The sequence below is a fragment of the Methanocaldococcus sp. genome (assembly GCF_024490875.1).
Classification (GTDB): Archaea; AGJL01; Methanococci; order Methanococcales; family Methanocaldococcaceae; genus Methanocaldococcus.
On record NZ_JACCLX010000017.1, the window covers coordinates 1 to 12,895 of the forward strand.

The 12,895-nt window shown below is 29.9% G+C and carries 16 protein-coding genes and 2 pseudogenes; 13 read left to right on the forward strand and 5 right to left on the reverse strand.

Features of this window, described 5'->3' with window-relative positions:
• Positions 1-141: pseudogene (locus tag HZY31_RS03555) on the forward strand (IS6 family transposase); the annotation flags it as partial.
• On the opposite strand, the gene HZY31_RS03560 reads toward HZY31_RS03555, so the two are convergent.
• A complete protein-coding gene (locus tag HZY31_RS03560) occupies positions 133-1,320 on the reverse strand; it encodes an argininosuccinate synthase (RefSeq protein ID WP_297318093.1) in 1,188 nt (395 codons plus the stop codon). The pseudogene HZY31_RS03555 and the gene HZY31_RS03560 overlap by 9 nt on opposite strands.
• Before the next feature lie 150 nt (positions 1,321-1,470).
• Here HZY31_RS03560 and HZY31_RS03565 point away from each other — a divergent pair, with 150 nt between their 5' ends.
• The 12 genes from HZY31_RS03565 to HZY31_RS03620 all read left to right on the forward strand — a co-directional run bounded on the left by HZY31_RS03565 (position 1,471) and on the right by HZY31_RS03620 (position 11,169).
• The gene (locus tag HZY31_RS03565) at positions 1,471-2,751 is read left to right on the forward strand and encodes a nucleotide sugar dehydrogenase (RefSeq protein WP_297318094.1); all 1,281 of its coding nucleotides are present in this window, start codon (positions 1,471-1,473) and stop codon (positions 2,749-2,751) included.
• Positions 2,744-3,214 (forward strand): hypothetical protein, encoded by a 471-nt coding sequence (locus HZY31_RS03570; protein ID WP_297318095.1) that lies wholly within the window; start codon positions 2,744-2,746, stop codon positions 3,212-3,214. The genes HZY31_RS03565 and HZY31_RS03570 overlap by 8 nt, the downstream gene beginning before the upstream one ends.
• 2 nt (positions 3,215-3,216) lie before the next feature.
• The gene (locus tag HZY31_RS03575; RefSeq protein ID WP_297318096.1) at positions 3,217-3,753 is read left to right on the forward strand and encodes a hypothetical protein; all 537 of its coding nucleotides are present in this window, start codon (positions 3,217-3,219) and stop codon (positions 3,751-3,753) included.
• Between the two features lie 9 nt (positions 3,754-3,762).
• Positions 3,763-4,587, forward strand: a complete 825-nt coding sequence (gene dapB, locus HZY31_RS03580) for a 4-hydroxy-tetrahydrodipicolinate reductase (protein ID WP_297318097.1) — start codon at positions 3,763-3,765, stop codon at positions 4,585-4,587.
• A gap of 139 nt (positions 4,588-4,726) precedes the next feature.
• A complete protein-coding gene (gene pstS / locus HZY31_RS03585; protein ID WP_297318098.1) occupies positions 4,727-5,860 on the forward strand; it encodes a phosphate ABC transporter substrate-binding protein PstS in 1,134 nt (377 codons plus the stop codon).
• Positions 5,861-6,065: 205 nt separating this feature from the next.
• The gene (pstC, locus tag HZY31_RS03590; RefSeq protein ID WP_297318099.1) at positions 6,066-7,004 is read left to right on the forward strand and encodes a phosphate ABC transporter permease subunit PstC; all 939 of its coding nucleotides are present in this window, start codon (positions 6,066-6,068) and stop codon (positions 7,002-7,004) included.
• Positions 6,991-7,848: a phosphate ABC transporter permease PstA gene (gene pstA / locus HZY31_RS03595; protein ID WP_297318100.1), complete on the forward strand. Its 858-nt coding sequence runs from the start codon at positions 6,991-6,993 to the stop codon at positions 7,846-7,848. Before pstC ends, pstA begins: the two co-directional genes overlap by 14 nt.
• Before the next feature lie 31 nt (positions 7,849-7,879).
• Entirely contained in the window at positions 7,880-8,638 is a 759-nt protein-coding gene (gene pstB, locus HZY31_RS03600) for a phosphate ABC transporter ATP-binding protein PstB (RefSeq protein ID WP_214400070.1), read from the forward strand.
• 30 nt (positions 8,639-8,668) lie between these two features.
• A complete protein-coding gene (phoU, locus tag HZY31_RS03605; RefSeq protein WP_297318101.1) occupies positions 8,669-9,349 on the forward strand; it encodes a phosphate signaling complex protein PhoU in 681 nt (226 codons plus the stop codon).
• A 148-nt stretch (positions 9,350-9,497) separates the two neighbouring features.
• On the forward strand, positions 9,498-9,956 hold the full coding sequence (locus HZY31_RS03610) for a TIGR00266 family protein (protein ID WP_297318107.1): 459 nt from the start codon (positions 9,498-9,500) through the stop codon (positions 9,954-9,956).
• Positions 9,957-10,091: 135 nt separating this feature from the next.
• On the forward strand, positions 10,092-10,286 hold the full coding sequence (locus tag HZY31_RS03615) for a CopG family transcriptional regulator (protein WP_297318102.1): 195 nt from the start codon (positions 10,092-10,094) through the stop codon (positions 10,284-10,286).
• Positions 10,264-11,169, forward strand: a complete 906-nt coding sequence (locus HZY31_RS03620; RefSeq protein WP_297318103.1) for a DNA-methyltransferase — start codon at positions 10,264-10,266, stop codon at positions 11,167-11,169. The genes HZY31_RS03615 and HZY31_RS03620 overlap by 23 nt, the downstream gene beginning before the upstream one ends.
• An 18-nt stretch (positions 11,170-11,187) precedes the next feature.
• Here HZY31_RS03620 and HZY31_RS03625 read toward each other — a convergent pair whose 3' ends face one another.
• The 4 genes and pseudogenes from HZY31_RS03625 to HZY31_RS03640 form a co-directional block, all read right to left on the reverse strand.
• Positions 11,188-11,520: a hypothetical protein gene (locus HZY31_RS03625; protein WP_297318104.1), complete on the reverse strand. Its 333-nt coding sequence runs from the start codon at positions 11,518-11,520 to the stop codon at positions 11,188-11,190.
• 95 nt (positions 11,521-11,615) lie between these two features.
• Positions 11,616-12,137, reverse strand: a complete 522-nt coding sequence (locus tag HZY31_RS03630; RefSeq protein ID WP_297318105.1) for a hypothetical protein — start codon at positions 12,135-12,137, stop codon at positions 11,616-11,618.
• 310 nt (positions 12,138-12,447) lie between these two features.
• The gene (locus HZY31_RS03635; RefSeq protein WP_297318106.1) at positions 12,448-12,660 is read right to left on the reverse strand and encodes an MjaI family restriction endonuclease; all 213 of its coding nucleotides are present in this window, start codon (positions 12,658-12,660) and stop codon (positions 12,448-12,450) included.
• 91 nt (positions 12,661-12,751) lie between these two features.
• Positions 12,752-12,895: pseudogene (locus HZY31_RS03640) on the reverse strand (IS6 family transposase); the annotation flags it as partial.

Consider the following 12,895-nt stretch of genomic DNA (forward strand, 5'->3'; position numbering starts at 1 on the left):
GTAGAAAGCTTCTTCTCCCTCCTTAAACGAAAAACTAAGTCCTTCTATAATAGATTCCCTAATAATTCCAAATTTATTACCATTATCTCCTGGCTTAATTCTTTCGCCTCCATCTATAACTACCTCTTATCCTTATCTTGACAATCTCACTAACTCGTATAACATTGCTTGCAATCCATGATATTTAACCATTCCAGCGAGTTCTTTTTGGTCTATTTCTTTTTCATCGAATGAAACTAACTCTTTACTATATAAAGCGTATGGACTTTCTCTACTAACAACCCTTACAGAGCCACCAAATAATTTAACCTTAACAGTTCCAGTAACTCTTTCTTGAGTTTTGTCTATAAATGCATCTAAATCTTCTCTTAAAGGGTCAAACCAAAGTCCCTTATAAATCAACTCTCCATATAAACTATCAACAATTTCCTTAAATCTAAGTTCGTCTCTTGTTAAAACTAACTGCTCTAAAGCTTTGTGAGTTGTTAATAATAAAATAGCCCCTGGACATTCGTAGTTTTCTCTTGATTTTAGTCCAATAATTCTATCTTCTATAATATCTATTCTTCCAACTCCATGTCTTCCAGCAATTTCATTAGCCTTTTTTATCAACTCTACTGGCTCTAATTTTTCTCCATTTATACTTATTGGAACTCCTTCTTTAAACTCAATTTCTACGATTTCCTCATTTTTATCTTCTAATGGATTTTTAGTCCATGCATATATCTCTTCTGGGGGAATAAAATTAGGATTTTCTAACTCGCTACCTTCTATACTTCTACCCCATAAGTTTTCGTCAATACTGTATTTTTTACTTTCAGTAGGTATTGGTATTCCCTTTTCTTTTGCATATTCAATTTCTTCTTGTCTTGTTAAGTTTAAGTCTCTTATAGGGGCAATAATTTTTAAATGAGGGGCTTTAATTCTTATAGTAGTTTCAAATCTAAATTGATCATTACCCTTTCCTGTGCATCCATGAGCTACTGCTTCTGCATTTTCTTTTAAAGCAACTTCTACAACCTTATGAGCAATTAAGGGTCTTGCTAAGGCAGTAGATAATGGATAACCTTCATACATTGCATTAGCCTTTATAGCCCTATATATATAATCTTTAACAAACTCTTCTTTTGCATCAATAGTGTAATGTTTTAATACCCCTAATTTTTTGGCCTTTTCTTCAACTTCTTTTATTTCCTCTTCTGGCTGTCCAACATCTACGCATACAGAAACAACCTTATATCCATACTTATCCTCTAACAATTTTAAACAGCAACTTGTGTCTAATCCTCCTGAATATGCCAATACTGCTATTTTTTCCATAATAATCTCCCTCCTATTTATATCTTATTTTATATTTATGATATTTTATTTATTACAATATAGTTTGAATTAAAAATACATTAAAATAATATTATTCTTATTAATTAATATCTTATCTTACTTATTAAGTTTAAAAGTTAGGGGATAGCAATGACAAAAATTTTGAATAATGATAAAAAAAAGATATGTGTAATTGGTTTAGGATATATTGGATTACCAACAGCATCAATGTTAGCAATATATGGATATGAAGTTATAGGAGTAGATATAGACAAAAAAAGAGTAGAGGAGATTAAAAAATTAAATTTTAAAACTACAGAAAAGGATTTAATGACATTAGTCCGAGGAGCCATAAATTCGGGAAATTTAAAAGTTCAAACAAAGCCAGAAAAGGCTGATGTTTTTATTATCTGCGTACCTACACCATGTATTGAGATTGATGGAGAAAAAAAATGTGATTTAAGTTACTTAAATAAGGCCATTGAAGACATAAAACCATACATAGAAGATGGGAATTTAATAATTATTGAGAGTACAGTTCCCCCAGGAACTTCTGAACAGATTTATAAAAAATTGTCTAAGGAGAAGAAGATATATTTAGCCCATTGTCCAGAGAGAGTTCTGCCAGGAAATATTTTAGCGGAGTTAGTTAAAAATGACAGAATAATTGGTGGAATAGACGATAAATCAAAAGAAATGGCTAAAAAGATTTATGAGACATTTGTAGATGGAAAAATATATTTAACAGATACTAAAACAGCAGAGATGGTAAAATTAATGGAAAACACTTATAGGGATGTTAATATTGCATTGGCAAATGAGTTTGCGAAGATTTGTGAAGAGTTAGGAATAGATGTATGGGAGGCTATAGAGTTGGCTAACAAACATCCGAGAGTTAATATTTTGAAACCTGGTCCAGGAGTAGGTGGGCATTGTATAAGTATAGACCCTTGGTTTATTGTTGAGAAATCAAAAAATGCAGTTCTTATAAAAACTGCGAGAATTTTAAATGATTCTATGCCTTTTTTTGTAGTAGAAAAGATTAAAAAAATATTAAATAAGGATAATGGAAAAATAGCAATATTTGGAGTAACATATAAAGGAAATGTTGATGATACAAGAGAAAGTCCAGCAGAGAAAGTTGTTAGAAAGTTAATAGAGGATGGCTTTGAAGTAAAATGCTACGATAAGTATGCAAGAAACTTTATAGTTCCATTGTATAGTTTAGAGGAAACTGTTGATGGAGCAGATATCATAGTTATTTTGGCTGACCACGATGAATATAAAAACTTTGAAGAAGGAACTATAAAAGATATATCCTCAAAAGTAAAAAATAAAATAATTTTTGACACTAAAAATGTAATAAACAAAGATTTATGGAAAAAAGAAGGTTTTAAAGTATATATATTAGGTGATGGGAAGAATGCATAAATTAAATGAAATATACTTAAAGGAGTGTATTCATTTTTTTGACAGTTGTATAAATGCTTTAAAAGAGTTTGATTTAAGAACATTTATATCGAGGTTTTATTATGGAATGCTATATTTATTAAATGCATTTGAATTTTATATTAAAGAAGATATAGAGAACTGGCACAACAAGGAGAGGTATATTAATTTTAGTAAAAAAATTAGGAACTTTTTAATAGATTTAAAGTTATATAGGCATGCATCAGATTATATCTTATCTAAAAGATTGGAGCACGGTAAATCTTATGAGGAACATTGGGAAGAATTTAGAGAAAGTTATTTAAAATTAAAATTTTTCCATTATTTGCACATATTGAAGCAGGAACTGTATAATTATAGGCATAATCAACTTATATGCATTATCGTTGAAAAATTGGACATTATTGAGAAGTTATTAAAACTCTACATTATGTTAGAGGAATAATTATGGATGATATAATAAAAATATTAAAAGACTTTGGAATTTTTAGTGAATATTTAAAAATATTAGATATTGAGGTTGAGGGAGATAAATATATAACTATTTTAATTCCAGATGCATTAGATTGGATAGAATTAGAGGAAATAGAAGAAATCTTAGAAAAAAAGATGGATAATGTTAGAATTAAGATTTCAAAATTGCCTTTAAGCAGATTTATAAAAATATATTTAGAGAGGAATCTTAAAAATAAAACTTATGGAAATTTCATTGAAAATATTGAAATAGATGGAATAAATTATGCTTTATATATTGACTGGAAAAATAAAAAAATAATAATACATAAATTTAATGGTAAAAATCCTATAACAGAAAGTTGTAAATTATCATCAAGTTGGGAAACTCCTTGGAATCTTTGGGTTTTAGGTTTTAAGAGTAGGGAAGAGGCAAAGAAATTTGCTGAAAATCTTGCATCTGAAATTTATAAATATTATAAAATAAAATTTGAAAGTGTAGAACATAAAAGATGTTTAATAGAAAATTAGGTGATAAAAATGATTAAAGTGGCTGTTACAGGAGCATTGGGTAGAATGGGAAGTAATATAATTAAAACAATAACTCAACAAGAAGATATGAAAGTAGTTGCGGCATTTGAAATTCCAAATCATCCAAAAAAGGGAGAAGATGTAGGTGAGTTAATTGGCATAGGAAAAATAAATGTTCCATTATCTACTTCAGATGAACTAAATGAAGTTTTAAAATCTACAAAGCCAGATGTTTTAGTTGATTTTACCATAGCAGATGCATGTGTAGAAAATGTTAAAATAGCCGCTAAAAATGGAGTTAATTTAGTTATAGGAACTACAGGATTCACAGATGAACAAAAAATGGAAATAGAAAAAGCAATAAAAGAGAATAAAGTAGCGGCAGTTATTTCACAAAACTTTGCAATAGGCGTTAATATATTCTTCAAAACCTTAGAATTCTTAGCCAAAAAACTTGGAGATTATGATATAGAAATAATTGAAATGCATCATAGATACAAAAAAGACGCTCCTTCGGGAACTGCCTTAAGAGCGGCTGAAATTATAAAAGAAAATAGAGGAACTGACAGTATTTTTGTTTTTGGAAGAAAAGGATTAATTGGTGAAAGAAAGAAGGAGGAGATTGGAATTCACGCATTGAGGGGAGGCGATGTTGTTGGAGATCATACAGTTATATTTGCTGGAGATGGAGAGAGAATCGAAATTACTCATAGGGCAAGTAGTAGGCAGGCGTTTGTTAATGGAGTTATATTATCTATAAGATTTATTAAAGATAAAAAGGAAGGAATCTATAATACATTCGATGTCTTAGGTTTGAATGAGATTAAATTTTAATATTTGAATTTTTATTTTTATATAGTTAGTTCATAAAATATGAATTTTAATTCCAAATAGAAAACTTTATATAGGTATATTATGCAATATTAGATACTGTAAATATATAAAATATGGGTTATAGATAAATGGTGAGAGTGTGAAAAAAATATTGGCTTTAATATTAGGAATCTGTTTAATACTCCCAATAGTTTCATTGGCAGGTTGTGTAGGAGAAAACTCTCAGAATAGTCAAACTCCTTCAAATTCAAAAACCATTATAATAAGAACTACAGGAGCAACATTTCCAAAGTATCAGATACAAAAATGGATTGAAGATTATCAAAAAACCCACCCTAATGTAAAAATAGAATATGAGGGTGGAGGATCAGGTTACGGACAAGAAACATTTTTAAAGGGATTAACTGATATTGGAAGGACTGATCCTCCAGTTAAAGAGGCAATGTGGAAAAAATTCTTGGGAACAGGAGATCAACCGTTGCAATTCCCTGAAATCGTAGGGGCTGTTGTTGTTGCCTATAATATTCCAGAACTTAAAAATACAACGTTAAAGTTAAGTAATAATGCGTTAGCAGATATATACTTAGGTAAAATAAAATACTGGGATGATCCTGAAATTAAAGAATGTAATCCAAAAATTGCTGATAAATTACCTCACAAAGAAATAATTGTCATTCACAGAAGTGACGCCAGTGGAACAACTGCAATATTTACAACATACTTAAGTTTAATAAGCAAAGAGTGGGCAGAAAAAGTTGGATCTGGTAAAATAGTTAATTGGCCTGTTGATCAGATGGGTAGAGGAGCGGCTGGAAAAGGAAATCCTGGAGTAGTGGCTATATTAAAGAATACTCCATACTCAATAACATACACTGAATTGTCATATGCAATCGAAGAAAAACTTCAAACTGCTGAATTACAAAATAAAAATGGAAAATATGTTAAAGCAAATGAAACTACAATAAAGGCGGCTGTTGAAAATGTTAAAGCATACATTCCAAATCCAACAGAGGGTTATAAAGAAGATTTAAAACAACTGTTAAACGCTCCGGGAGATAATGCATATCCAATAGTAGCATTTACCCACTTGTTAGTTTGGGAAAATAAAAATGGTAAGCATTACAGTAAAGAGAAGGCAAAGGCAATTAAGGATTTCTTAACATGGGTATTAACAGAAGGGCAGAAGCCAGAACATTTAGCTCCTGGTTATGTTGGATTACCTGAAAGTGTAGCAAAAATTGGTTTAGACGCTGTAAATAGAATAAAGGAGTAAGATTTTTTAAATTCTATAATTTTCCTATTTTTTGTTTATTTTTTAGAAAAATTTAAAAACTTAGTAACAATCTATTTTAACATAACGAAAATTTAAAAATAAAATTTAATAATTAAGCAATCAATAAAAATAATTAATGATCGATAATAAAATAAAATTTAAGATTATTAAAAAATAAAAAATTACCATAATGAGGATGAAAACTATGGATATATCTAAACTATTAAAAAAAATAGATGGATTTAAAATAATAACTTCACCAGCAATAATAATAGTTTTCATACTCTTTGCGCTAATGGTAGGATTCTATTTATATAATGCATTGCCAGCCATTGAAAAGTATGGATTAAATTTATTTATCCAAAATATATGGCAGGCTGCTGAAGAACCAGCAAAGGAAGTTTATGGATTAGCCGCACCAATTTGGGGAAGTATTTACACTGCCACAATTGCTATTTTAATAGCACTTCCTTTATCTATAGGTTATGCAATATTTGTAAATGACTATGCTCCAAAGCCTTTAAAGTATCCCCTTATTATTATATCAGACATAATGGCTGGATTGCCTACAATAATTTATGGTATTTGGGGAGCATTTATATTGGTTCCTCTTTTAAGAGACCATGTAATGAAGTTTTTGTATGAGCATTTTTCATTTATTCCTTTATTTGACTATCCTCCGCTCTCTGGATACTGTTATTTATCTGCTGGAATACTCCTTGGGATTATGGTTGTTCCTTTTGCATCTGCAATAATAAGAGAGGCTTATGCGATGATTCCTTCTGTATATAGGGAAGGATTGGTTGCTTTGGGAGCTACAAGATATGAAACTACAAAAGTTTTAATTAGATTTATAAAGCCTGCAATAATATCTGGCTTTATATTGGCATTTGGTAGGGCTCTTGGAGAAACCGTTGCTGTCTCATTGGTTATTGGAAATTCATTTAACTTAACTTATAAGTTATTTGCTCCTGGATATACAATATCCTCCCTTATAGCAAACCAGTTTGGAAATGCTATCTTATATGAATATATGACCTCTGTCTTATATTCTGCTGGGCTCGTTTTATTTGTAATTGGTTTGATTGTGAATATTATAGGGCTTTATTATTTGAAGAGGTGGAGAGAAAATGTATCCCACTAAAAATAACAATTTTCATAAAAAAATTAGGACTATTAAAGATTATATCTTTTTAATAGTAGTTGGTAGTTTAACATTTATTGCTATACTCCCTCTATTTCATATAATTGTTTCAATTGTATTAAAGGGATTACCAGTTATAATGGAAAAAGGAACAACATTTATATTTGGAACTTTGAGTGAAGGAGGAATAGGGCCAGCAATAGTGGGAACATTGATGCTAACATTTTTAGCAACTCTTATAGGATTACCTTTAGCATTTTTGGCTGGAGTGTATATTTATGAATTTTCAAATAGTTTTATAGGTAGGACTACTAAGATGTTGTTACAGATAATGTTAGAATTTCCAACTATATTGGTGGGAACATTTGTTATGGGATTATTGGTTGTTCCCATGGGAACATTTTCCGCCCTTGCAGGAGCATTAGCTCTTGCAATAATATTAACTCCTTATGTTGCTGTATATACAGAAGAGGCTATGTCAGAAATTCCAAAAATATATAAAGAGGGAGGCTATGCTTTAGGTTGCACAAGAGCACAAGTAATATTTAAAATTATTACAAAAATGGCTAAAAAAGGAATTTTAACAGGAATATTAATAGGTATGGCAAAGGTTTCTGGGGAAACTGCTCCTCTGTTATTTACAGCTGGTGGATTATATGAAGTTTATCCTACAAATCCACTTCAACCAATTGGAGCTATTCCTCTATTAATATATACACTGGTGCAAAGTCCTTCTCCCGAAGACCATAAAATAGCTTGGGGAGCAGCATTAGTTATGCTTATTATCTTCTTAGCAATATTCATTCCAATAAGATATGCTTTAAAGGATGACATAAAACTCTAACTCAATAAATAAAAATATAGATAGTGAGATTATGGAAAAAGTAAAGATAGAAACTAAAAATCTAAGTTTGTGGTATGGTGAAAAACAGGCATTGTTTGATATAAATCTTCCAATTTATGAAAAGAGAATTACTGCTTTAATTGGACCAAGTGGTTGTGGAAAATCTACATTTTTAAGATGTCTAAATAGGTTAAATGATTTAATTGATGGAGTAAAAATAGAGGGAGAGGTTTTATTAGATGGAAAAAATATTTATGATGAAGATGTTGATGTTGTTGAACTAAGGAAGAGGGTAGGAATGGTTTTTCAAAAGCCAAACCCATTTCCAATGAGTATTTATGACAATGTCGCCTTTGGTCCAAGAATTCACGGAATCAAAGATAAGAAAAAATTAGATGAGATCGTAGAATGGGCTTTAAAGAAAGCCGCTCTTTGGGATGAGGTTAAAGATAATTTAAATAAATCTGCCTTAAAATTGTCAGGAGGTCAGCAACAGAGGTTGTGCATTGCAAGGGCAATAGCGGTAAAGCCAGAAGTTATATTATTAGATGAGCCAACCTCTGCATTAGATCCAATATCAACATTAAAAATAGAGGAGTTAATGGTTGAATTATCTAAAGATTATACTATTGTTGTTGTTACTCACAATATGCAACAGGCAAGTAGGATTTCTGACTATACCGCATTTTTCTTAATGGGAAAACTAATTGAATTTGGAAAGACAGAGGATATATTCTTAAATCCTAAGAGGAAAGAGACAGAAGATTATATTAGTGGTAGATTTGGTTAAAGTTTTTAAATTTTTAAAGGAGGGTTAAAAATGGTAAAAAAATTCGAAATGATGTTAAAGGAAATAGAAAATGATTTAATGAAAATGGCAAATATGTGTATTGAACAAATTGAAAACTCTATAAAAGCATTTACAGAAGGAGATAGAGAATTAGCTAAAAAAGTTAGAAAAAAAGATGATGAAATAGATTTAATGGAGATTGAAATAGAAGATAAATGCATTAAGGCAATTGCTTTATATCAACCAGTATCTGGAGATTTGAGGGAGTTGATAACTGCTATTAAAATATCTTCAAAATTGGAGAAAATTGGAGACAATGCCTCAAAAATTTGTAAATTATTGTTAAAATCTAAAATAGATGGTAATAGAAGAAATGAGTTATTAATAGTAATGAAAGACTATTTAATTACTATGTTAAAGAATGCAATGATTTCGTTTAAAAATAGAGATGAAGATTTAGCGAGAGAAGTTTATGAAATGGATAAAAGATTGGATGATTTATATGAGCAGTTATATAGGAGTATGATTAGCAAAATCTTAGAGGATCCTAAAAATCTAACCTTAGCAACAGAAATAATATTTGCGGCAAAATACTTAGAAAGAAGTGGGAATATTGTTGCTTCAATTGGGGATAGAGTAGTTTATATGATTACTGGAGAGAGGATAAAAGAGGAAGAATTAGAAGAAAGAATTGAAGAAAAAAAACAATAATCTTTTTTTATTAATTTAATTTTTTATTATTAAAGTTTTTATAAATGTAAGGTGTTATTATGAGAGGAAAAGATTACGAATTTGAAATAAAATATACTCCGCATTAAAAAGAGTAATCGTTGGAGAGAGTATTTTTATAAATACTTTTATTGGAAGTGGAAGATTAGGACTATCTCCAGCATTACCAGGTGATATAATACATCAATGCTTTAGATGGAGTTTATATCCCCAAAGTGGTTCTTACTTAGCATCCTCCCCCAATATAGAAATAGATACAAAATTTGGAGGTGCCAAGACATTTTTTGGAGGGAAAGGGTTATTTTTGATTAAATTAGAAGGGGAAGGGGATGTATTTTTATCAAGTTTTGGAGCTATTGCAGAGATAGACTTAAATGACGAAAGAATTATTGTTGATAACGGGCATCTTGTGGCATTTACTGAGGGTTTAGAGTATAGACTTACTAAACTAGGTAGTATAAAATCTGCAATACTTGGAGGAGAAGGTAAGGTTTATGAGTTTAGCGGAACAGGAAAGATATATATTCAATCAAGAAGTTTTGAATTATTTATTGGAAAAATTCTTCCGTATATAGAGCCAAAGAAATAATTGATGATTAAAAGATTTTTTATTTTTTTGTTTATATAGAACTAAATGGAAAGGTATGAATATTTTAAATTTCCTTAAATCTTGCTTAGAAAGCTTTAAATATTTTGTGTTTTATATGTGTTATTGGTGTGTATCATGAGTAAGAGAATTCAGGTCACATTTACAAAAGAACAGTGGAGTATGATAGAAAAATTTCGTGGAATATTGGGGGAAAGCGATGCAGAATTAATTCGCAATATTGTGTTAATTTGGTTATCCGAAAAATCTATAATAACTACAAAAATAAAAAAAGATATGGATGATGAAAATGGACATAAAAACCAATCATAAAATAATCTTTGGAGATTCAAGGAAAATGGATGAAATTGATGATGAAAGTGTCCATTTAGTTGTAACCTCCCCTCCATATCCTATGATTGAAATGTGGGATGATTTATTTAAATCTTTGAACCCAAAAATAGAGAAAATATGGAAAAATATAGAAAATGAAGAAGATGAAGAAAAAAAAGAAAAAAATATTATAAAAATATATAATTTAATGCATGAAACTTTGTTACCTACTTGGGAAGAGATTTATAGAGTATTAGTTCCTGGAGGAATAGTTTGTATAAATATAGGCGATGCAACAAGAAAAATTAATGGTATTTTTAGGTTGTTTCCAAATCATTCTAAGATAATAGAACACTTTGAGAAAATTGGATTCGTAACTCTTCCCTATATATTATGGAAAAAACCTACAAATAAGCCAAATGCTTTTTTAGGTTCAGGATTTTTGCCTCCTAATGCCTATGTAACACTTGATGTTGAATTTATATTAATATTCAGAAAAGGAAAGCCAAGAAAATTTAAACCCAAAGACCCATTAAGATATGCAAGTGCATACACAAAAGAAGAGAGAGATAAATGGTTCAGTCAAATATGGGAAGATATAAGGGGAGATAAACAAATACATCCAAAAATAGAAAGACGAACAGCATCATATCCAGAAGAAATTCCAAGAAGATTAATTAGAATGTTTTCTATAATAGGAGATACTGTTTTAGACCCATTCTTGGGAACTGGAACTACAACAAAAGTAGCAATTGAATTAAAAAGAAATTCGATTGGTTATGAAATTGATGAAAACTTAAAGCCGATAATTGAAGAAAAAATAGGAATAAAACAAAGGAGGTTAGGTTTAAATTTTGAAGTTGAATTCATATATCGCAAGTAACTATGCTATTTTTCATTATTATTTTACATTTGCAATTAAATTAAACTTCACATTAGGTCCTGCTCCTTGATACTTAACCAAGAGAAGTTCTTCTAAGACACCTATTGGGGTTACCAATTCTTGGAATTTACTTATAGCTTCCTCAGTAAAATCAAGTGCAACAATAACTCCTGATATTTTGAAGAATTCCTGAAATGGCTTAAAAAATGTATTAAGATATGATGCTCTCTTGGAAAGTTTTTTGATTTCTTCTTTTAGAGTATCCCACCCAATTTTTTCTTTTTTGAGTTCCCATATCCATGGATTGATTATTTTACCATTTATTTCATCCCATGTCAGCAAATCAGCCATCTTTAAGTATCCCAATGGGACTGTATTAAGAACATTAGAATGTGAAAACTGAACTCCAGAAATGCTAAGTGTTCCAGACCGTATTCTATAAACCATTAATGCTTCAAGGTTTTTTCATAGCCATCATTAGTCAAGTAATCAAAAGTTATTGGAATCATATTATTACTTGAACTGCTAATTTTAGGGGGATTGATGTTATTGGAATAATTGTAAAACAACTCCAAAATTACTTCAAAGTCCCTACTTGTAAGACCTTTTACTGTTTTGTTTTTATCCTCATATCTTAGCCTTTGGGGAAGACTTGTGAGTTTTCCTTTTGCAATGCAGTCAAATATAACATCCATAGATATTTCTTTAAAATACAACTCATCGTGTGGTTTTATTGGTATAAACCATACTACTGGGTTATCTGACATAATCTTGCTTGTAACTATATTCCAATTATTTTCCCAATTTCCTGTATTGATATTAGGGCCATCAAATAGATGAGATAAATTTTGATCAACGAGAGGATCTTCTATGACTTCAAAAATTCCTGCAATAATTCCTCCAGTATGTAACAGAACATAGTCTCCTTTTTTAACTCTAGCAATGTCTGCAAGAATATCCCAGTTCATTCTAACAGTATCTGCAATTTGTCGTTGTAGATTTTGACTCTTCGTAAGAACTGGCCGAATACCAACCAAACCAGAATTTATAAAATTTGTCATTACTTCATAGGAGTCACAAGTAATAATATGATATTGCCTTGTCATGACTCGATACCTCCAATGAATAAATTTAATACTATTAGTTATAGTAATAATCAATACAAAATAGCCACTCATTTACATATAAACCTTTTGACAATGAAAATCTATTAACGTTATATATTTGTCTTATGAGAAATTAACTGTCTCAAACAGCATTTGGATATTTTGATAAGTGCTATTTTTTCCAATCTTCAAATGTTTTGCCTCCATTTGCTTTAAATTCTTTCATTAGTTCAGACATTTGTCCAACATTTTTTGGTCTTGTATCTTGGGAATATATATTGGCAAGATTTATTAATTGGGAAGCATATTTTGGAAATTCTGGATTAGGGAGGGAAAGTAAATCTCTAACTTCATCATATTTTAATTTAGTTTTCCCATCTTGCATAATGTCACCTACTCAATAAAATTTATTTTATGTTTTAGTATTTAATTTATGACTTGTAAATAAATAATTTTTTATTGTTTTTTGGAGATTGTCAAGATAAGGATAAGAGGTAGTTATAGATGGAGGCGAAAGAATTAAGCCAGGAGATAATGGTAATAAATTTGAAATTATTAGGGAATCTATTATAGAAGGACTTAGTTTTTCGTTTAAGGAGGGAGAAGAAGCTTTCTACACA